We start from the raw sequence: 21260 nt of genomic DNA, 5'->3' as shown, positions 1-21260 counted from the left end.
TCAGGGACCCTCCACGCCGACGCGGGGATCGACGATCGTGTACAGGACATCCTGAATGAGGTTGATACCAACAGTCATGAGTATGAAGACGTACATTAGCGTCCCGACGAGCGGAAGTTCGCCGGAAGTGGCCGCCTCGTAGAACAGCTGGCCGATGCCGTTGATGCCGAAGACGGTCTCGACGAGTACCGACCCGCCGATGAGCAGGAACGCCTCGCTGGTGATGATCGGGATCAGCGGGACCAGCGCGTTCCGGAAGATATGCTTCCAGACGAGGACGCGATCGGAGACGCCCTTTGCCTTCGCGAAGTCGACGTAGTCCTCGTTGCGGACTTCGAGCATCGCCGTCCGGCCGATCCGCATCTCGTTGCCCATCGATGCCGAGCCCAGCACCAGCGCCGCCGGCAGGACCTTCTTGGTCGCCGCCAGGAAGCCATCGACCGTCCCGATGCGGGACATGTCCGGACTCCCCGATATCGCGTCGATCGGGACGAAAACGGACTCCCACTCGAAGGTGAACGAGTCGAGGGAGACGGCGAGGGGGTCCCAGCTCAGGTGGATCCAGGGAAGCGTCGGCGAGAGGCTCAACACGGCGAGCAGCATGATCGCAAGCCAGAAGTTCGGCATCGCCCGCCAGACGATCCCGCCGAAAGAGGCCAGATAATCCGACAGCGAGTTCGAGTGCAATCCGGCGTAGAACCCGAGCGGGACACCGATCACCACGGCGATCAGGACCGACCAGAGCCCGAGCCAGAGTGTCCGGGGCAGGAAATCGAGGATGAGCGCGTTGACGTTCGAGCCCTCGTACAGCACCCAGGTCTGGCCCAGGTCGAACGTGATGAGGTTCGTCATCCAGTCGACGTAGTGCTGGAGCGGGGGCTGGTTCAGGCCGAGTTGCGTCCGGGCGGCCTCGTAGGCGGCCGGATTTCGGGTCTGGCCCTCGCTGAGTAGCCGGCTGGCCGGGTCGATCGGTCCCATGAAGATAGCGAACCACGTGATCGTCGTCCCGAGCCAGACGACCGGGATCGCCATCGCGAGGCGTTTGGCGAGATAGCCCAGTCTGCTCATTGACACTCACCCCGCTGGTGTCTCGGAGATCGATCGTCCGCGGCCGACACGGAGTTCCAAGCCATAAATTCTAGCGGTGCATCCCTCGCAGTTGTCGCCATCAGCGCTGAAGCGTGGTGTCGTCGAAGGCCTGGTTCTCCATGACGCCGTACATCTCGACGTCGACCGCATCGTGCCAGAACCGTTGACTGATGGGGTGGAGGAAGGGGAGTTCCTGAACGGATGCCCAGTTCATCTCCTCGACGGTCTGGAAGGCTTCGTTGTGGTCCTCGCGGGTCGTCCCGTCGGCGGCGTAGTGTTCGTCCCAGGCCTCCCGTGCGGTCTGGCGGTACTCCTCGGTCGCGTAGCTGCCCTCGGCCCCCCATCGCGTGAACTGCGTCGACGGGTTCTGGCCGTGGAGAAACCGGAGGAAGTTCTGCGGGCCGGGGTACTCCATGCCGTCGCCGAGTCCGAACACCTCCATGTCGCCGGAGATGGCGCGACTGATGATCGTCCCGAACTCCGCTTCCTCGATGTCCATGTCGATGTAGACCGACCGGAGTTTCGACTGGAGACGGGTGAACACCTGCTGATACCCGCTGTCGCCGGTGATGGTCGTCGCGGTGAGTTCATACCGGTTGTCCTCGCCGTAGCCCGCTTGCTCCATCACCGTGGTAGCGTCCGCAAGTCGCGTCTCGCCGTAGCCGTAGGGATAGCCGTCGGCGGCGAAGTCGGTGTTCGATTCGTAGCCGGTCTCGGCGTGGCGGTCATAGGAAGCCTCGCCGGACTGGCTATCCTCGAAAGTAGGGTAGGCCGCGGGTGGGACGATGTGATAGGCCGGTTTACCCGTCCCCTTGTAGACGTTCTCGGCGATGTCGTGTTGGTTCATCGCGTACGCGAACGCACGCCTGACCGCAAGCGGGACCTCCAGGGTGTTGAAGACGATGTACTCCGTCGTGAGCGCCGGGATCTCGCCGTAGTTGACGTCGGTTCCGTCGTCGAGCGCGTAGGTGCCGAGCGAACGGTTGCCCGCTTCACGCTCGATCGACACGTTGTTGGGGTTGAACGAGGCCGTCGGCATGTCCTCCAGAATGTCAGCGTTTCCGTTCGTGAATCGCTGGAGGCGTGTGTTCCCGCTGCCGACGACAGTGTACGTGATCCCGTCGAGTTCGGGTTCGCCGCCGTAGTAGTCCTCGAAGGCCGAGAGGGCGATCTGGCTGCCTTTCCGCCAGGAGTCAACCTGGAAGGGGCCGGCCCCGGCGAACGTCGGGCCGTCACCCTCGGTGCTGAAGAACTCGTTGTAGTCGTACTCGCCGTCGTAGCCCTCGATGTCGCCGACCGAACCCTCCGGGATGATCGCGAACGCGCCGCCGGCGATCTGGAAGAGTGTGTACTCGAAGGGGGAGGCAAGCGTTATCTCGACGGTGTAATCGTCGACCGCTTCCACGGCGAGGCTGCCGGGGACGACATCCTCGAGGGTCTCCTCGTCGGTCGGCTCGGAAAGCGTCGCGTCCTTCTCGTGGTCGATCGTCAGCGTCTCGCCGATGATGTCGTCCTTGTTACGTGAGTTCGGGGATTCGGCGAGGCGGCGATAGGAGTAGACGACGTCGTGGGCAGTGAACTCGCTGCCGTCGTGGAACGTGACGTCCTCACGGAGATCGAACGTGTACGTGAGCCCGTCGTCGGACACCTCGTATCCGGTCGCCAGCGCGGGTTCGGGCGGATAGTGGCCGTCCGGGAAGTACATGAGCTGCTGGTTGTACTGGTTGTAGCCCGCACCAGACCCCTTTGCGTTGATAGGGTCAAGCGTCTGAATGGAGCCGGTCGCCATCATCTGGAGGGTGCCCCCATCCGAGTCGACGGGGGTCTCCTCGGTCGAGTCGTCCGTCTCGTCGGATGGTTCGTCCGTGGACCCCCCGCCCGAACCCGTCTCGGGATCGTCCTGGGTTGCAGTATCCGGGTTCGTGGATTCACTGTCCCCGCCGCAACCGGCGACGGCGGTCAGTCCCCCTGCGCCTGCGGCGAGCAAAAATCGACGCCGAGTCGTGTCACGTGGCATCGACCGCTCTTTTACCCCCCAAGCATAAGGAATTTGGTAATAGAGATACAGTCGCGTAATAGCATGATTTTCGGGCCTATAAGACTATATAGCGGAATATAGAAGCTGATCTTCCGGCAGATATTTACATATATGATCGAAAAGTGAGGCGATGTCAGCAACGAAAGGCGGTGAGGTGGCGGTCTGGGAGCAGGTCCGTAAAGAGGCCACAGCGTTGGCAGCTCTGTTGCGAGCGGACGGATGGGACGTGGTTCAGGTGCGAGCGGATCACGTCGCAGCGATCGAATCGGGCGACTCAACGGCGCGCACGGGGCTGGTGTACACTGTCCCCGACAGTGTCGAAGAGGTGCTCCCGACACTCGTCGAGGGCGGGTCGTTCGATCGCTACGAGGTGTTCAGAACCGTCGCCAGGGGCGACCTGTACCTCGTCACGCGACTCCGGGACGAGGAGACCGAGCGGGGGGTCGTCCTCGCCGGGGCCGTCGGCCTCGATCAGGTTGGCGGGCTCGCCGACGCGGCACGCGAGCGAGGTGACCTCCACACTCACGTTCGCCTGCTCGACGGAACCTATCTGGCGACGTTTCGCCATGAGGACCCGACGCATTTCTTCCCGGAGGACGGATGACCGGCGACGGACCCGGTTCCGGAAGCCGTTCGACTGACGGGAAGCCGGGGACACTCATGGCACGACTCAAGCGTCCGACCGCACCGGAGCGGGTCCGAATGGCGGTGATCGCCGATCCACACGTCTCGACGCGTGCGGAAGGGACGTCGAAGCTGTTCGAACACTCTCTCGATCACTTCGAGGCGGCGATCGACGACATCGCGAGCCGGGAGGTCGACGCCGTCCTCTCGCCGGGAGATCTCACGAAGGACGGCGAGGTCTGGAACGCCGACACCGTCGCTGACGCCCTCAACGCGCTCGACGTGCCCGTCTACGCCGTCCCTGGAAACCACGACGTCCCGAAAGATGGCGACGACCACGACGCGATCTCGGTCGACACCTTCGCCGACCGGTTCGGCCCCGGCTCCTACCCCTTCCACGAGGAGGTAGGTGGGCTGGACGTGCTCGGGTTGAACTCCGCCGGGAACGGCGATCACCTCGTCGACACCCACGACGGCCACGTCGACGCCGACCAGCGCGAGTGGCTCGCGGGAAAGCTACAGCGGACCGACGACCCGCTGATCGTCGTCCATCACAACCTCGCCGCGGTGACCGACCAGCTCCGTCGTCACCGCGATCGCGTCGTCGAGGACATGGCGATCCCGCCGACGATGCGCGAGACGGAGGCGTTCGTCGACGTGCTTGCCAACGGCGACGCGGCGCTTGTCCTTACCGGCCACTTCCACCTGCCGCTGACCGGCGTCGATCGCGGTGTGCGCGAGATCGCGACGCCGACGACCTGTTCGTTCCCACAGTCGTACCTCCTTGTGAACATTACGCCCAGAGGAACCGACGTCAGACTGGTCCCGATTGCCGATCAGGACGGACTCGAACTGGCCCACGATCGACGAGCGCGTGACTCGACGACGGCCCGTGGGCTCACCTCGATCGGTGCAGCGCGGCTGGCGTCGATGCCACTCGCGGTCGAGGACCGGGCGTAACCCAGCGGATCGAGCCGCTCACCGCAAACAGCGACGTCGCTGGTGGCGAATCGTTTCCAGACAGGCTGCGATATCCGAGAGGACTGGCGTCGTCGTTTCCAGGTCGGCATAGAGGTACTCGACGAGGCTAAGTCGCTCCACGCCGGGGATGTCCTTCTCGGCGCGTTCGTGTAACTGCTCCTGGCGCTCGCTGGCGTGGTCCATACATCGTGTCTGTGCCGTTTCCAACGTCTCGTCGATGCGAGCGCGGGACCGGGACGCCGATTCGAGCTGTTCACTCACGTCGATGACTGTCGATTCGATGTCGGTGAGGGCGGTCTCGAACCGCTCCAGGCTTTGCTGTTCGTGCTCAATGCGGGTGAGTGTCCGCTCACGCGTGTCCTGGGCCTGGGTACACGCGTCGACGAACGCGTTGTACATTGCTGGCGTGAGTACGTCTCCGTCGAGGAGATGTCGCGCAAGCGAGGCCCCACATTCCACTTCCAGATTTTCCCTGAGTGACTCGCCGTACTCCGAATCGTAATGGGGGACAGCCATCACGGTCTCCCGGTAGGCGTCACGGATCTTCCGAAGTCCCCCGGACTGGGGGCGAAAGCTTGGGGTTGTTACCGCGACAGTGTTCCCCGTCTCGACGGCTGTTGGGCCCGACTGATCGACCTGAATCGTACTGACTCTCCGACGGAGTGTCTGGAACGCGTCGCGTTCGGCTTCGAGGAGTGCACGCTCCTCGTCGATGCAGTCGTATGCACGGTCGATCTTCGGCTGGACTATCTCTGGCATGGGTTGGGAATCCAGTGGATGCGATGGAACGCCCCGTCGGCCACCGCCGGGGTGATCACTTTCAGACGCTATCGTGTGGATAGCGGAGAGACGGGATGAAATAGGCTGCTATGAGGGCTATGCCACACTATTGTCCCGAATAGAGAGCACCCGACACGCCAGGATGACCCAGCGCCTCACCGCGCACCGTCACGCCGACCCCCGCCCGCCTGATCGACGGGCTACTGGCCCTCTGACAGCGAGTCCTGTCGCGTGTCGATCGGATCCTCGATGTCGCCCATCACGGACTCAAGCAGATCAGTCACCGTAACCATCCCGACCACTTCGCCGTCCTCGATGACGAGGGCGAGTTCCTGGTTTTCGGCCTGGAACTGGTCGACAGCGTCGCTAACGTCGACATCCGGGGAGAGCGTCATGGGCGGGGCGGCAAGCTCGGCGAAGTCCATCTCGCCGTCGGCGAGTTCCCCGCGGTGGCGCGACAGTGCGGGGAGGTAGACGATCCCCTCGAAGTCCGCGAGGTCGTCGCCGATCAGTGGATAGCGAGTGTGTGGGTGTTCCTCCATCAGGCGGAAGTTCTCCGCCGGATCGACCGCCGTCGAGAGGGCGACGATATCGTCGGCGTCGACCATCACCTCACGGATCGGCTGTTCGCCGATGGCGAGGGCGTTCATGACCTCCTCGCGTCGCTCATCGTTGAGACCACCTTCTTCGAGCGCCGAGCCGACGCGATTCCGCAAGTCAGCCCGGGTTTCGATGACCTCCTCCTCAGTTTCGAGCCACGCGCCGGTCATCTCGACACCGAAGAGCTTCAGCGTGAGTTTGGCGATGCCGTCGCCCAGCGAGATGATCGGCGAAATAAGCCAGTGGAACCAGTACAGCGGGACGGCACCGTATTTCGAGACCCAGCGGGAGCGCTCGACGCCGAGGTACGTCGGCGTCTGCTCGCCGTGGGTCAGGTGGACCAGGTTGATGATCAGGAAGGCGATGATCCCACCGGAGCCGATCGAGGCCAGGACGGTGTTGTGGAAGATCGGTTCGAAGATCGCCGCCAGCGCCGGTTCGGCGACGATCCCGACCGCGATACTGGAGGCGGTGATCCCGACCTGGCAGGTCGTCAGGTACAGTTCGAGGTCCTGGGTCATCTCCCAGGCGCGCCGGAGACCGGCGTTCGATCCATCGCCGACGAACTCCTCCTCGGTGTACTGGCGGGCACGGGTCAGGGCGAACTCGATCGCGACGAAAAAGCCGTTGGTCAGGATGAGGAAGACACCTGCCAGTAGTCGGATGGTGAGTTCGAGTGAGTTCATCGGGGCATCCTTCTGTCACCGGACAGTTATGTGTGGCGGTCTCAGAAACGGCTCGCTCTAGGTGGCTGTCACTCGCGGTGTTCGATCCCCGGGAGCGGTTCACCCACGGCGTCGCCAATGGTCGCGAGCGGATCGACCGGCGTCTCCCGGACGCGGTCCGGGCATAGCACGTCCTCGGTGTCGACAGACTGGACGACAAGCGGGCTGTCCCCGACCAGCTCATCCAGCGTCTCGAAGTCACGCGGGGCGACGACGCCGGGATCGAACGTCGTCCGGAACTCGTGGTCGATCCCGCTGGCACGGATCAGTTCGACGCTCCGTTCGACGGCCTCCCCCGCGTCGGCCCCGAGTTCGTCGTATCGATCGGGTATCGTCTTGAGATCCATCGCGACGTACTCGACCGCGCCGGTGTCGAGCGTCTCGCGGAGGACAGCCGGCCGCGTGCCGTTCGTGTCGAGTTTCACGTCGAACCCACGGTCGGCGATCCGGCTGACGAATCGGGGCAAGTCCCGGTGCAGCGTCGGCTCGCCGCCGGTGATCACGACGCCGTCGAGGACGGCTTTCCGGTCGTCGAGAAAGGCGAAGAACTCGTCCTCGGAGAGCGTCGACGCCGCGGCCGAGTTCGGATCGCCGTCGATCAGTTCCGGGTTGTGACAGTACGGACACCGGAGATTGCAGCCCGCGGTGAAAACCGCACAGGCGACTCGCCCGGGGAAGTCAGACAGCGTCGTCCGCTGGAGCCCGCCGAGACGCATGTCAGTCGGCAACGCTCGGGCGGAAGTCCGCGCGCTCGTCGAACTCGGCCTGCTTGCCGGGATTCCAGTTCTCGGTCGGCCGGAGATACCCCACGACGCGGGAGTACACCTCACAGGCTTCCCCGCAGTCCGGGCAGATCTCGTGCTCGCCGCTGTGATGGCCGTGGGTCGGACAGACCGAGAACGTCGGCGTCAGCGTGTAGTAGGGCAACTCGTAGTTCTCGGCGATCGTCTTGACGAGTTGCTTGGTCGACTCGGGGTCGGGCATCGCCTCGCCCAGCCAGCCATGAAAGACCGTGCCACCCGTGTATTTCGTCTGGAGATCGTCCTGGTGGTCCAGCGCGTCGAAGAGGTCCGGTTCCGCGCCGAATGGCAGCTGCGTCGAGTTGGTGTAGATCGGCTCGTCGCCGCCGAGACCGTCGGTGGCGTGGACGGCCAGGTCCGAAAACTGCTCGCGGTCGCGCCGCGCCAGCCGATAGGACGACCCCTCCGCGGGCGTCGCTTCCAGATTGTACATGTGGCCGGTCTCGGCCTGGTACTCCCGGAGCCGATCGCGCATGAATTCGAGGACCTCCTCGGCGAAGGCCTTCCCCTCGGCCGTGTCGATCCCCGACTCCGGGCCACGGAGATTGAGAATGGCCTCGTGAGTACCGATGAGGCCGATCGTCGAGAAGTGATTCGCCCAGTAGCTGTCCTGGGCCTGCTTGACGTTCCGAAGATAGAACTTCGCGTAGGGATACAGGCCCTGCTCGGTGTAGCGCTCCAGCACGTCGCGTTTGGTCTCCAGACTCCGCTTTGCCACGTCCATCAGCGATTCGAGGCGGTCGAAGAACTCAGCCTCGTCGTCGGCCCGATACCCAAGCTGGGGCAGGTTGATCGTGACGACACCGATCGACCCCGTGAGCGGGTTCGAGCCGAACAGGCCGCCGCCGCGGGATTCGAGTTCGCGGTTGTCAAGCCGGAGTCGACAGCACATCGAGCGGGCGTCCTCGGTGTCCATCTCGCTGTTGACGAAGTTCGAGAAGTAGGGTGTCCCGTACTTGGCAGTCATCTCCCAGACGGGATCGAGCGTCTCGTTGTCCCACTCGAAGTCCTCGGTGATCGAGTAGGTCGGAATCGGGAACGTGAACGGCCGGCCTTTCGCGTCGCCCTCCAGCATCACCTCGGCGAAGGCGCGGTTGATCAGGTCCACTTCCGCCTGATAGTCGCCGTAGGTCGACTCCTGGGCCTCGCCGCCGATCACGACCGGTTTGTCGGCGAGGTGGTCGGGCACCGTCAGGTCCATCGAGAGGTTGGTGAACGGAGCCTGGAAGCCGACCCGCGTCGGGACGTTGAGGTTGAACACGAACTGCTGGATCTGGTGGCGGACTTCCTCGTAATCGAGGTCGTCTTCGCGGACGAACGGCGCGAGGTAGGTGTCGAAGTTCGAGAGGGCCTGCGCGCCGGCAGCCTCGCCCTGCAGGGTGTAGAGGAAGTTGACGAGTTGCATCAGCGCCACGTCGAAGTGGTTGGCGGGCGCGGACTCGACCTTCCCGCGGACGCCCTTCAGGCCCTCCCGGAGGACATCCTCGATATCCCAGCCGACGCAGTAGGGACCCAGCACGCCCAGGTCGTGGATGTGGATCGCGCCCGCGTCGTGGGCCTCGGCCACCTCGGCGCTGTAGAGCTTTTCGAGCCAGTAGTCCTCGATGGTGCGCTCGGTGAGGTGAATGTTCAGGCCCTGCAGGGAGTAATCCATGTTGGAGTTCTCCCGGACGCGCCAGTCCTCGCGCTCGACGTAGGCGTCGACGGGTCCCTGGTCGTTCCCCGCTGGGTCGCCACTGTTGCCTGCAACGAGCCCTTCCAGATCACGCAACTCGGCGTGGCGGTGTCGATAGAGGATGTACCGCTTGGCGGCCGCGTACTCATCAGCCTCGACGAGCGTGCGCTCGACGCAGTCCTGGATCGTCTCGACGGCCACCGTCCCATCGGACGAGTCGAGGCGATCGACCACGCCGTCTGTCAGGGCGTCGATCCCGGTGTCCGGGTCAGTTTCGGCTGCCGCGAACGCCTGCCGGATGGCGGTCGCGATCTTCGAGCGATCGAACGGTTCCACAGTCCCGTCGCGCTTTTGGACCTGCTGGACCATGCGAACACTCGCTTCGCCGGCCCCTCACTAAACAACTACGATTGCCGTTATACAAATTTATTTGTACTACGATTCGGCGAGTCGTCCCCGGGCGATCAGCGGATGAAGAGCGTCCCCCACCATTGCCCGTCGTGTCACACGCTACCCATCGCTGTCAGTAATCCGGTGCTCGTCTGTGAGACGGGCATCGATAATTCCTGCAACGATAGTAGCCGCCCCTGAGAGAAAAAGATACACATTGATCGAGGTCACGTCCATAATGCCAACGTAATCAATGGCAGCGACGCCGAGGATTACCCAAGAAATGGCCTGGAAGCGTCGCCCGGGTCGAGTTTCGGCAATGAATCTACTCATGCGATCCGCTCGGTTCATAGACAGTAAATACCTTCTGTTTCACTGACAGCAAGCTGCGTCCGAGACAGTGTCAGCCATCAGCGAACGAAACGTAGGTAGCCCCGCCTCGGATGGGTCCAGAATGGATCCCAACGCTAGATGTCCTGGGACGCTGTGGACGAACCGGCATCTTGCTGCTCATCGTCAGTAACGTAGTCGTACAACCCATCAGCAGTCACCTCGACGCCCTGCCCGGCGAAGAAGTTGGCGACGTTCTGACAGTCCCGCCGGAGGAAGTTCTCGGCGTTGGGCGAGTGGACCGTCACGGCCTGGCCGAGGTCGATCACGACGAGTTCGCCCTCGTGGAAGACGACGTTGTACTCCGAGAGGTCGCCGTGAACCAGCCCGGCGGCGTGGAGCCGGCGCATGTACTCCCGGAGCACCTCGAAGGCGGTCTCGGGGTTCTCGATGTGGACCTCGTTGAGACGCTTGGCCCGGCCCTCCGCGTCCGTGGCGATGTACTCCATCACGAGGACGTTTCGCTCGACGGCGATCGGGTTAGGAACGCGGACGCCGGCCTGCTGTGCCCGTTTGAGGTTGGCGAACTCCTTGCGGACCCAGGCGGTGACGACCTTCTTCTTGTCCGAGCCGATCCCCTCGAAGCGCGGGTCGCCGTCGAGATACCCGCGCATGTCCTTGAAGTCGCTGGCGTTGATCCGGTAGACCTTGACGGCGACCTCGTGGCCGCCCTTCGTTCCCCGGCCGCCGTCGTCTCGCGGCTCCGGCTCGTCGCCGTCGTCACGTGGTTCCGCCGCTTTACTTTCGGCGGACCGCCGATCCGGGCTACTCGACTCGTCCGGGGCGCTCCGGGACTGGGCTCCGGACAGCGCCGTGTAGACGTTAGCCTCCTTGCCAGTCGAAATCGGGGCCCCGAAGGCCTCGATGTAGCCGTCCTGGACGAGTTTGTACAGCGCGGCGAAAGTCGCGTCGTCGAAGACCGACGCCTCGACTTTGAACTGCTCGGTGTTTTTGATACGCTTGCGGAACTCGCTGAACTCCCGATCCCGCCGGCGGGCGATCCGATCGGCCTCGGTGTCCGCAACGTCGATTTCCTCGAACTCGTCACCCGGCAGCTCGGCTCCCTCGTCGTCGATCAGGCCGAACTCGGTCATGGGTGCCCCGCGAGAACAATGCGAGCAGTGCTGGACAGCGATTTGCGGCCGTCAGTCGGTGGGGATGCCACCGTCATGTTTGGTCCGTCACGGTTCCTGGATGTGTCCCTCCTCGCGTAGCTGGTCAGCCTGTTGTTTCTCGTAGCGCCAGGTGATGTCGGCCTTCTCGTCCTGCCAGTCCCAGGGCTCGATCAGCACGACGTCGTCCTCGCGGATCCAGATGCGCTTTTGCATCTTGCCCGGGATCCGGGCGGTCCGCTCGACGCCATCCATACACCGTACCTTCACGCGATTGGCCCCAAGCATGTTGGTAACGACGGCGAAGACCTCGTCTTCGTCGGGCATACGGAGATCGGTACGTTCCTGATCGCTCATATCCGGACGTTCGTCCGGCATCGGTATAATTGCTGCGAGAAAGAGCGTCTCGAGGGGGCGATCGAGACGGGACGGAGTCCCGTCGACAGACGGCGTTACTCGACGTCGGTCTCGCTGAAGTACGCGCGAGCGCTCCGGGCGAGTTCACGGGGGTCGCCCACGATCTCGAAGTCGGCGGTCGACTCGATGTCTTCGGCCGAGGAACCGACGCGGAGTTCGTACTCGCCGGGTTCGACGACCAGGTTCATGTCGCGGTCGTGGAAGGCGAGTTGCGTCGCCGAGATCTCGACAGTCACGGTCGCGGACTCGCCGGGTTCGAGGTGGACGCGCTCGAACGCCCGGAGTTCCTGGACCGGGCGGGCCTGGGAGGGCCAGCGCTGGTGGGAGTAGACCTGGACAACTTCGTGACCGGCGACATCGCCGGTGTTCTCGACGGTGACGCTGGCCTCGACGGTGCCAGTCGTGGCGATCTCGTCGCTTTCGAGGGTGACGTCGCCGTACTCGAAGTCGGTGTAGGAGAGGCCGTGACCGAAGGAGTACAGCGGGTCCGAATCGACGTAGACGTGGCGCTCGTTGCGGCTGTTAGGTCGACGCGAGTAGTAGACGGGCAGCTGGCCCACGTCCTTCGGAACGGAGATCGGCAGCCGACCGCTCGGGTTGTGCTCGCCGAGCAGCACGTCCGCGATCCCATTGCCACCCTCCTCGCCCGGCAGCCAGGCGTGGAGCACGGCGGGGACGTGCTGGTCAATCCACTCGATGGAATGGGCCTTGCCGCTGACCTGCACGACCACCAGCGGCGTGTCAGTATCGTTGACGGCTTCGACGAGTTCCTGCTGGACGCCCGGGAGTTCGAGGTCGGTAACGTCCGCACCCTCGCCGCTCGTGGGGAGGTCAGGGACTTGCTCGATCCCCTCGTCGTCGTCGCTAAGGGCGATCGCCGACCGCGTCCCGACGAACGCGACCGCGACGTCAGCCTCGGCGGCAGCGTCGACTGCAGCATCGATCTCGTCGGTGTCGGGGCCGGTCGTCGTACAGCCCTCGACGTACTCGACGTCGTCGCCGAGACGGTCCTGCATGGCGTCAAGCGGCGTGACGATCTCGCGGTTGACCTCCGCCTCGGGGTAGTGAGCGGCGTAGGCGTAGTCACCGAGCTGGCCCGAGGGCGCGTCGGCCTTCGGCCCGAGGACGGCGACGGACTCCTCGCCCTCCAGGGGCAGGAGGTCGTCGTCGTTCTTCAGCAGCGTCACGGACTCACGGGCGAGTTTGCGGGCGTACTCGCGGTTCTTCTCCGGGCCGAAGGCTTCTTGGACACGATCGGGGTCGACGCCCGGGTCGTCGAGCAGGCCCTTCTCGATCTTCTGTTTGAGGACGCGCCGCGCCGCGGTGTCGATCGTCTCCTCGGTGACGTCGCCGTTCTCGACGGCCTCGACGAGGTGTTGGTAGGCCTTGATCTGGGGGAGTTCGACGTCGAGACCGGCCTCGACGGCCTGGATCGCGGCGTCGTAGATCGTCGGGGCGACCTGGTGTTCGTCTTTCAGCAGGCGGACGCTGAAGTAATCGGAGACGACGTTGCCGTCGAAGCCCCACTCGCCGCGCAGGACGTCCGTCAGCAGCCACTCGTCGCTCGTACAGGGCACGCCGTCGATGTCGTGATAGGCGTTCATCACCGAGTCGGCGTCGGTCTCCTGTACAGCGGCCTCGAACGGGAAGAGGTGAACCTCGCGGAGTTCACGCTCGCCGATCTGGACGGTCGAACGGTTCTTGCCACCCTCGCTGATGGCGTGACCGGCGAAGTGTTTCAGCGTCGCCGAGATGCCCTCCTCGGGATCGTCGCCCTGGAGGCCATCGACGAACGCCGATCCCATCTTTGCGACGAGATAGGGATCTTCGCCGAAGGTTTCCTCGGTGCGGCCCCACCGCGGATCGCGGGCCACGTCAAAGAGTGGCGAGAGCGCGTGATGGGCACCGATCGCGCGCAACTGCTCGCGGATCTGGGTGGACATCTCCTCGACGGCGTCCGGGTCCCAGGTACTGGCGATGCCCATCCCCTGGGGATAGGTGGTCCCCTTCGGCCCCATGTACCCCGAGAGACATTCCTCGTGGGGGATCGCGGGGATGCCCAGCCGGGTCTCCTCGATCAGGAGTTCCTGGAGCGCGTCGGTGACCTCGGCAGCCTGCTGGGGCGGGAGGCTACCGCCACCGCCGAGGCGCGTGAAGTGACCGATGCCGTCTTCCAGGAGGTCAGCGGCGTTGTCCTCGTTGATATTGCCGTCCTCGTCGAGCAGCTGTGCTTTGGCCGTCATCTCGCTCTCGTCCTCGACGTCCATCCAGCGCGGGGGCACGGACTGGAGCTGGGCGACCTTCTCCTCGAGGGTCATCCGGGAGAGGAGGTCCTCGACGCGTCGATCGACCGGCAGCGTCTCGTCCAGATACGGTGGGGAATCTGTCTCTGTCACACCACAGTACTGGGACGGCCGGAAGGTAATGTTTTCCCATCCTGGATTCGATCGAGCGCTGTCACGTCCAAGAATCGGTAGACGACAGCCGGACTCACTGGTCTCAGAAATAATAATCGAGCGGGGCGTTTTCGAGCAACCGGCCGCTGATCGAGGTTTTGATCGGATCGGATGGGCGAAAACGAAGTTACCGGGTCGCCCAGGTGATCGCCTGGTCGAGATCGTCGATGATGTCGTCGGAATCCTCGACGCCGACCGACAGCCGAACCATGTCGTCGGTGACGCCGGCGGCGGCCTTCTCGTCGTCGGAAAGCTGTTGGTGGGTCGTCGAGGCGGGGTGGATGATCAGCGTCTTGGCGTCGCCGACGTTCGCCAGCAGGCTGGCGAGTTCCGTCGACTCGACGGTGTCCCGGGCGGCCTCGTAGCCGGCGTCGAGACCGAAGGTGATCATGCCGCCGTACCCGCCCTCGAGGTACTTGCTGGCTTCCTCGTGAGTCTCGTGGCTCTCGAGGCCGGGGTAGTTGACCCAGGCGACGTCGTCGTGATCCTCGAGGAACTCCGCGACGGCCATCGCGTTTTCCGAATGGCGTTCCATGCGCATCGGCAGCGTCTCCAGGCCCTGGATGGTCTGCCAGGCGTCGAAGGGGGCCTGCTGGTTACCCAGATCGCGGAGTCCACGGGCAATCGCGGCGTAGGTGAAGGCGGCGTCGCCGAACCGTTCCTCGAAGTTCACACCGTGATAGGCGGGGTTGTCGCCGGCGATCTCGGGGTACTTTTCGGCGTACTCGTTCCACGGGAAACTCCCCCCGTCGACGAGGATGCCGCCGACCGTGGTCCCGGAGCCGTGGATCCACTTCGTCGTGGAGTTCCAGACCAGATCCGCGCCGTGTTCGATCGGATTGCAGAGATAGGGCGTCGCGAACGTGTTGTCGACGAACAGCGGCACGCCGTGATCGTGAGCGATATCGGCGATCCGCTCGATGTCCGGCGTGACGAGCGCGGGGTTGCCGATGGTCTCGAAGTGGACATAAGCGGTGTCCTCGTCGATAGCCTCCTCGTAGGCGTCGTAGTCAAGCGTGTCGACGAACCGCGCCTCGACGCCCTGACGCGGGGCCGTGTGCGTGTAGTAGGTGTAGGTCCCGCCATACAGCGCCGAGGCAGTGACGACGTTGTCGCCGACGTCCGCCAGCAGGAACGTCGCGAGGTTGAGGGCGGCCATCCCCGAGGACGTGGCGACGGCACCGATACCGCCTTCGAGTTTGGCGAGTCGCTGCTGGAGGATGGAGTTGGTCGGGTTCATCAGCCGCGAGTAGATGTGGCCCTCCTTCTCCAGGGCGAACTGGGCGGCGGCGTCCTCGCTGTCTTCGAAGACATAGCTGGTCGTCTGATAGAGCGGCGGGGCGCGAGCGCCCGTGGCCGGGTCGGGCTCCTCCTGCCCGACGTGCAATGCGTCAGTGTGGAATCCGCGATCGTCGTCGCTCATAGCGATTGTGACTACGACACCCGTCATTGTATAAGTGGTGTACCTGCACCCGGATTGACCGGCGTCGAAAACACGCGTCGACATTCGCCGGTATCGAAAGAGTCCCGAAGCGATGAGTCGGCAGACTACCCGAAGCTCCGGATTGTCAGGAAGTCGCTGGCGTCACGTTGATCGAGTTTGTCGAGGTGAACGATCGGCGCGTAGCCGACGTCGGGCTCGATGTTGACGCTCTCTTGAAAACTGGTCTGTTCCTGCCAGCAGGCGGAGTTGATCGTCAGGACGTTGTGATAGGAACCGTAGCCGAGCTTGTGGACGTGACCGGTGTGGAAGACGTCGGGAACATCTTCCATGACGAGATAGTCCCGCTCTTCAGGGGCGATCCGGGTGTGGCCGCCGAACTGCGGCGCGATGTGGCGCTTCTTGAGTAACTGGGCCATCGCCCGGTCGGGGTGGTCGTAGCTGGCGTGTTCCTCCGGCAACTCGGCGATCACCTCGTCGAGGCTGACGCCGTGGTACATGAGCACGTCGACGCCTTCGATCGTGACTGTCGAGGGGTTGCCCGTGATCGTCGCGTCGTGGGCCGACATGATCTCCCGGAGCTCCTCGTCGAAGGCCGGCTGTGGTTCGGCCAACCGGACGGCGTCGTGATTCCCGGGGATCATCACGATCTCCATATCGCCGGGAACACCTTTGAGGTACTCCGCGAAGGCCTCGTACTGGTCATAGATGTCGACGATGTCGAGTTCCTCGTCCTGATCCGGATAGACGCCAACGCCCTCGACCATGTCGCCCGCGAGCAGGAGATACTCGACGCGGTCGGCTTCGGGTGTATGAAGCCACTCAGCAAACCGGTTCCAGGCGTCGGCGTCGAACTCCTGGCTGCCGACGTGGACGTCGCTGATCAGCGCCGCGCTGACTTCCCGATCCGCCGTGGCGGGCTCGAAGGTCCGGGGAACGTCCGGGAAGTGGATCGAATCAGCGAAGAGGATCCCGCCGTCGTCGGCGAGCGTCCCCTCGACGGCGATCACCTCGTCGAACAGCAGGTCCTCGACCACGTCAGCCATGTCCCGATCTTTCATCACCAGCGCCGGGAACGTGCCGGTGGTGTCCTCCAGATCGATCAGCCAGTGGCCGTTGGCGGTCGAACGGATGTCCGCGACCATGCCGACGATCGCGGCCTCGCTGCCGCCGGGCATCGACTCGACGGCATTCGTCGGGCGATGGTTGACTCGCCCACGGAGTTGGCCTGACAGTTTCTCGTAGCGGTCCCGAAAGACCGCCAGAAAATCCTCGTACTCGCCGGTGCCGGTCGACCGACCGGTCACGTCGCCCGCAATCGACGGTTCGTCCGGATCTCTCCCGGTTCGGGACGACGTATCGGGAGGACTCTCGCCGGAGTGAACCCCCTTTGTTTCGACTGGAGAACGGCCGTCATCGTTCGGTGGTTCAGGCGGTTCATCTCCACCTGAAACAGAGGGGTCTCCATCGGACGACGAGGCCGACGACGGCACTGACGTCGAGCTACGGGATTCATTGCCACGCCCTGACTCGGTTTCGAGGACGGTGCGAACGTCATCGACGGAGAGTTTGATCGTGTCATCGGGGACGGCTTCGATTGCACGCTCGATGGCGGCCTCCGTGTCAGCAGCCTCCGCGAGTAGGGTGACCGCCTCGCGGTCGGTGTTGTAGCCACGACTCGCGAGTTCGTTGACGATCCGGGCTGGCGTCTCGCGAGGCACACTACGTCTACAGCAAGTGCGCCAGCAAAAGGATGGCGGTCCCCGGGAACGGTCCATCTTGGGGACGAAAGAGTTATCTGAAACGAAAGAACTGTAAGCGGTGTGATCGAAAGCTGGGGCGAATGGGGAACGACCGCGAGAGGAAATCGGCCATCGATCGGGTTCTGGAGTCCTCCCTGGCCCTGTTCGCGTTCGATACCCTGAGTAGCGTCCTGATCGTCGTGATGATCGGTGGGTTCCTGTTCGCGACGAGTGGTGTCTGGTCGCCGGTCGTCGCTGTCGAGAGTGGAAGTATGCAACCACACATGGATGTCGGCGACACTGTGTTCGTCATGGAAGACGGACGGTTCCCCGGTCCGGGATCACAGGGGGAATCGGGGGTCGTAACCGCCCACACCGGCCGGAAAACGGGCTACCGGACGTTCGGTGGGTATGGCGACGTGATCGTCTATCAGCCTGATGGAAACGAAACGGCGACGCCGATCATCCACCGGGCGATGCTCTGGGTTGAGAACGAAGAAAACTGGTACGATCGGGCCGATTCAACGGCGATCGGGAACGCCGACAGTTGTGCGGAACTCGTCAACTGCCCGGCCCCCCATGCCGGGTTCATCACCAAGGGCGACAACACAGTCACGAACAGCCGATACGATCAGGTGATCGGTATCAGTGACCCGGTCAAGCCGAAGTGGATCGTCGGGACGGCAGAAGTGGGCGTCCCGTGGCTCGGACAACTTCGCCTGGCCCGGGGCTGAAGCGATGAGCGACGTGAGCGGACCCCAGAAGCGAAGAGTTGTAACGATCCAGATCAAACGGAGGCTCAGATGAGCGATTCGAGCGACGATCGCGACCCGGCGGATCGGGAGCGCGATCGGCGAGAGCCAGACCCGGACGTTCCATCCAAATCCGGGGACGCTGACGCCGACAGGGAGGACGATGAGGCGGTCGCTCCTGACGAGCAATCGGCGCAGGAGCGGCCGGAATCCGGTCATCGGGAGGGGGAATCACCGATCTCTTCGTCCGAAGAGCCGGAGCCCGGGAATCACGCTGCACCCGAAGATAGACAGTCCGGAGTCCAGCCGCCGCAGCGGGAGCGAGAGCACCGAGCGGCCAATCGGGAGCAAGCCGAGTCACCGACACAGGTGGGGAGCGTCGAGTCGACGACACGGCCGCTCGACTCGGAGAAACGGAAGCCGCCACGAAAGGGGCGGTCCGGAAGGAGCGATACTGGGCGGCTGACGCGCCTCTTGCAGTATACATTCGACATCGCAAGCAGCGTGCTGATCGTCGTCCTGATCGGCGCGTTGCTGTTTGCGACAAGCGGTGTGTGGCCGCCGCTGGTCGCGATCGAAAGCCCCAGCATGGAACCCAACATCGATACGGGCGATCTCGTCTTCGTGATGGACGAACAGCGCTTCCCCGGACCGGGAGCCATCGAAGAGTCCGGGGTCGTGCCGGCACGTGCCGGCGAGGAAACCGGCTACCGAATGTTCAACGGGTACGGCGACGTTATTATCTACGAACCGGATGGCAACGGTGCGGAGACGCCGATCATCCACCGGGCGATGTTCTGGGTCGAAGCCAACGAAAGCTGGTACGACCGGGCCGACCCGACGGCGATCGGGAACGCCGACAGTTGTGCGGAACTCGCCAACTGTCCGGCCCCCAATGCCGGGTTCATCACCAAGGGCGACAACAACCAGCGGTACGATCAGGTCGGCAACCAGTTCAGCGGCCCCGTCAAACCCGAGTGGGTGATCGGAACCGCCGAATACAGGGTGCCGGGACTCGGACAGGTGCGACTCCTTTCGGGGGACGTGCGATCGACGAATGAGACGACAAGCGCCGTGAACGTGACGAGCGTCGGTATGCCCGCGATTGCGCCGTAAAGAGCTACTGCTCGTGGGGAGTTACTGCTGGTCGAAACGGGCCTGGATGAACGGCTGGACATCTTCAATGTCGCCGAGTCGCGAGTCCGAATGGAGGACGGCTTCGGTTTCGTCTAGGGGAACCGAGAGGCTGATCTCCTTGGTGCGGCCGTACCGGCCCTTCGAAACGACCACGGCGTTGACGATCCCGAGCATGTCGAGTTCCGAGATGAGGTCCGTGACCCGGCGCTGGGTGAGAACGTCGGCGTCGATCTCCTCGCAGAGTCGCTTGTAGATGTTGTAGACCTCGCCGGTGTTGATGTTGTGGACGCCGTTTTTCTCCAGTAAGATGATCGAGAACAGGACGAGTTTCGACTGGGTGGGCAGCGTGCGGACGACCTCGACGACCCGATCGAGTTCGATCTTCTCCTGGGCCTGCCGGACGTGATCCTCGGCGACGAGGTCGATCTGGTCGCGTTCGGCGAGTTCGCCGGCGGTTCGGAGCAGATCCAGCGCCCGGCGAGCGTCGCCGTGTTCCTGAGCGGCAAACGCCGCACACAGCGGGATGACGTCATCCGAGAGGGCATCGTCCTTGAACGCGACGTCCGCGCGAGCCTGCAGGATGTCCCGCAGCTGGTTCGCGTCATAGGGCGGAAAGACGATCTCCTCCTCGCCGAGGCTGGACTTGACACGAGGGTCCAGAAAGTCGGTGAATTTCAGGTCGTTCGAGATGCCCATGATCGAGACCCGGGAGTTCTGCAGTTCGTTGTTCATCCGCGATAGATTGTAGAGCGTGTCGTCGCCGCTCTTCTCGACGAGTTTGTCGATTTCGTCGAGCATGATCACGACGACGCGTTCGGTGTAGTCGACGGCGTCGAAAAAGGTGCTGTAGACCCGGTCGGTCGGCCACCCTGTCATCGGGACCGTCTCGAAGGACTCCAGATCGGCTTCGAGAGATTCGATCTCGGCGTCGACGTCCTCGATAGACCCGAAGTCCGTCCCTTGGAGTGCGCTCGCGTCGGACTCGGAGTCGAGACGGTCTTGCAGTTCCTCGAGTTCGGCGAGGCGGTCCTGGATGTGGGTCTCGTTGTTCTCGATGAAGGTGTTTGCGAGCTGAGCGAGGACGCGGTACTGCGTGTCGGTCACCTCGCAGTTGATGTACTCGACGTCACAGGGGACCTCGTACTTCTCGGAGGTGCGTTCGAGTTCCTCGCTGACGAACTTCGCGCTCGCGGTCTTGCCCGTCCCCGTCTTGCCGTAGATGAGGATGTTCGACGGCGTGTCCCCGCGAAGCGCAGCGACGAGGATCGTCGCCATGTTGTTGATCTGCTCCTCGCGATGGGGGAGTTTCCGGGGCGTGTATGAGGGCCGGAGGACTTCCTTGTTCTCGAAGATCGGTTCGCCGCTCAACAGATCGTCGAACAACCCACGGGAGGCTTCGTCAGTGTCCTCGTCGTCATCGAAGACGATCTCGTCGAGCAGATCCTCGTCGATGGAGCCGGTCGTGTTCGAGGGTGTGTCTTCGACGGACGTGCCGAGAGCCCCGTCCGACGACCGCGTTGTCCAGTCCTCGTCGATAGGGACGTCTTTGTCCTCGACAACCGAACCGGATTCGTCCTCGTCGGTGACAGCCGGCGTTGAGTCACCGGCGAGAGACGACTCGGAGTCATCGACGGCCGTACTGTCCTCCGCAGCCTGTGAGTCGGATTCGTCTTCTGTGTCTTGCATGTGAACTCTATCCCCCTTCTTTCAGGTGGAGATTCGCCCGCAGATCCGAAATACCGGCCGAAAACGGCCTGTAGCGCTGAAATGACGGGATACGAGAGGGTGATTTCAGTGCAGTTGAACCACAACAAGGGGTGGGTGAAAGGCTATTAAAAATTTCGGTTCGGATTGTACCCGGTCAACCATGAGAGATTCGGAGAGAGTGGTTGGTGAATGAGTTGTCCGGAAGAAGCGATGTCGAAAAGATCGTCAATCGGATCTCAGGACCGGCCTCAGGAGTAGCTTCGGGACGAAGGTGAGCAACCCGGTGGAGATCGGAGCAGTAGTCATGCGATAAGTTGACAGCGTGGACCTCCCCCACCCCTTCGTTTCGAGTGGAACGACCCGAACACCCGGGGTGGGGGGTTCAGCGAACCGGGAGAACAGTC

The 21260-nt window shown here is 63.5% G+C and carries 17 protein-coding genes; 4 read left to right on the top strand and 13 right to left on the bottom strand.

Annotated elements, in window-relative coordinates:
* Positions 1-1068: an ABC transporter permease gene (locus SVXhr_RS00085; RefSeq protein WP_275738339.1), complete on the bottom strand. Its 1068-nt coding sequence runs from the start codon at positions 1066-1068 to the stop codon at positions 1-3.
* A 100-nt stretch (positions 1069-1168) separates the two neighbouring features.
* A complete protein-coding gene (locus SVXhr_RS00080) occupies positions 1169-3106 on the bottom strand; it encodes an ABC transporter substrate-binding protein (RefSeq protein WP_275738337.1) in 1938 nt (645 codons plus the stop codon).
* Positions 3107-3257: 151 nt separating this feature from the next.
* On the opposite strand from SVXhr_RS00080, the gene SVXhr_RS00075 reads away from it, so the two are divergent.
* Together SVXhr_RS00075 and SVXhr_RS00070 are read left to right on the top strand one after the other, a co-directional pair.
* Positions 3258-3731, top strand: a complete 474-nt coding sequence (locus SVXhr_RS00075) for a hypothetical protein (protein WP_275738335.1) — start codon at positions 3258-3260, stop codon at positions 3729-3731.
* A gap of 56 nt (positions 3732-3787) precedes the next feature.
* Positions 3788-4711 carry a metallophosphoesterase gene (locus SVXhr_RS00070; RefSeq protein ID WP_275738333.1) on the top strand — a complete coding sequence of 308 codons (924 nt, stop codon included), beginning with the start codon at positions 3788-3790 and terminating at the stop codon, positions 4709-4711.
* An 18-nt stretch (positions 4712-4729) separates the two neighbouring features.
* Here SVXhr_RS00070 and SVXhr_RS00065 read toward each other — a convergent pair whose 3' ends face one another.
* The 10 genes from SVXhr_RS00065 to SVXhr_RS00020 form a co-directional block, all read right to left on the bottom strand.
* Positions 4730-5491, bottom strand: a complete 762-nt coding sequence (locus SVXhr_RS00065) for a hypothetical protein (protein WP_275738331.1) — start codon at positions 5489-5491, stop codon at positions 4730-4732.
* Positions 5492-5712: 221 nt separating this feature from the next.
* Positions 5713-6798: a hemolysin family protein gene (locus tag SVXhr_RS00060; RefSeq protein WP_275738329.1), complete on the bottom strand. Its 1086-nt coding sequence runs from the start codon at positions 6796-6798 to the stop codon at positions 5713-5715.
* A 68-nt stretch (positions 6799-6866) separates the two neighbouring features.
* A complete protein-coding gene (locus SVXhr_RS00055) occupies positions 6867-7553 on the bottom strand; it encodes an anaerobic ribonucleoside-triphosphate reductase activating protein (RefSeq protein ID WP_275738327.1) in 687 nt (228 codons plus the stop codon).
* Between the two features lies 1 nt (position 7554).
* Positions 7555-9681 carry a ribonucleoside triphosphate reductase gene (locus SVXhr_RS00050; protein ID WP_275738325.1) on the bottom strand — a complete coding sequence of 709 codons (2127 nt, stop codon included), beginning with the start codon at positions 9679-9681 and terminating at the stop codon, positions 7555-7557.
* A 141-nt stretch (positions 9682-9822) separates the two neighbouring features.
* Complete coding sequence (locus SVXhr_RS00045) at positions 9823-10035, bottom strand: hypothetical protein (RefSeq protein WP_008525833.1); 213 nt, start codon at positions 10033-10035, stop codon at positions 9823-9825.
* A gap of 134 nt (positions 10036-10169) precedes the next feature.
* Positions 10170-11186 carry a serine protein kinase RIO gene (locus SVXhr_RS00040; RefSeq protein WP_275738321.1) on the bottom strand — a complete coding sequence of 339 codons (1017 nt, stop codon included), beginning with the start codon at positions 11184-11186 and terminating at the stop codon, positions 10170-10172.
* 87 nt (positions 11187-11273) lie between these two features.
* Entirely contained in the window at positions 11274-11561 is a 288-nt protein-coding gene (eif1A, locus tag SVXhr_RS00035) for a translation initiation factor eIF-1A (protein WP_275738319.1), read from the bottom strand.
* A gap of 95 nt (positions 11562-11656) precedes the next feature.
* Complete coding sequence (locus SVXhr_RS00030; protein ID WP_275740966.1) at positions 11657-13939, bottom strand: glycoside hydrolase family 3 N-terminal domain-containing protein; 2283 nt, start codon at positions 13937-13939, stop codon at positions 11657-11659.
* Positions 13940-14204: 265 nt separating this feature from the next.
* Positions 14205-15500, bottom strand: a complete 1296-nt coding sequence (locus SVXhr_RS00025) for an O-acetylhomoserine aminocarboxypropyltransferase/cysteine synthase family protein (RefSeq protein ID WP_275738317.1) — start codon at positions 15498-15500, stop codon at positions 14205-14207.
* A gap of 125 nt (positions 15501-15625) precedes the next feature.
* Complete coding sequence (locus SVXhr_RS00020) at positions 15626-17239, bottom strand: DNA-directed DNA polymerase II small subunit (protein ID WP_275738315.1); 1614 nt, start codon at positions 17237-17239, stop codon at positions 15626-15628.
* A gap of 122 nt (positions 17240-17361) precedes the next feature.
* Between SVXhr_RS00020 and SVXhr_RS00015 the strand changes: the two genes are divergently transcribed.
* Together SVXhr_RS00015 and SVXhr_RS00010 are read left to right on the top strand one after the other, a co-directional pair.
* On the top strand, positions 17362-17994 hold the full coding sequence (locus tag SVXhr_RS00015; protein ID WP_275738313.1) for a S26 family signal peptidase: 633 nt from the start codon (positions 17362-17364) through the stop codon (positions 17992-17994).
* A gap of 492 nt (positions 17995-18486) precedes the next feature.
* Positions 18487-19128, top strand: a complete 642-nt coding sequence (locus SVXhr_RS00010) for a S26 family signal peptidase (protein ID WP_275740964.1) — start codon at positions 18487-18489, stop codon at positions 19126-19128.
* Positions 19129-19149: 21 nt separating this feature from the next.
* Here the strand turns inward: SVXhr_RS00010 and SVXhr_RS00005 are convergent, their stop codons facing one another.
* Positions 19150-20835, bottom strand: coding sequence for an AAA family ATPase (locus SVXhr_RS00005; RefSeq protein ID WP_275738311.1), 1686 nt, complete (start codon positions 20833-20835; stop codon positions 19150-19152).
* Positions 20836-21260: the final 425 nt, after the last annotated feature.

The sequence above is a fragment of the Halorhabdus sp. SVX81 genome (assembly GCF_029207715.1).
In the GTDB taxonomy this organism is placed as follows: Archaea; Halobacteriota; Halobacteria; order Halobacteriales; family Haloarculaceae; genus Halorhabdus.
This window is presented reverse-complemented; position numbering and strand designations above follow the sequence as displayed.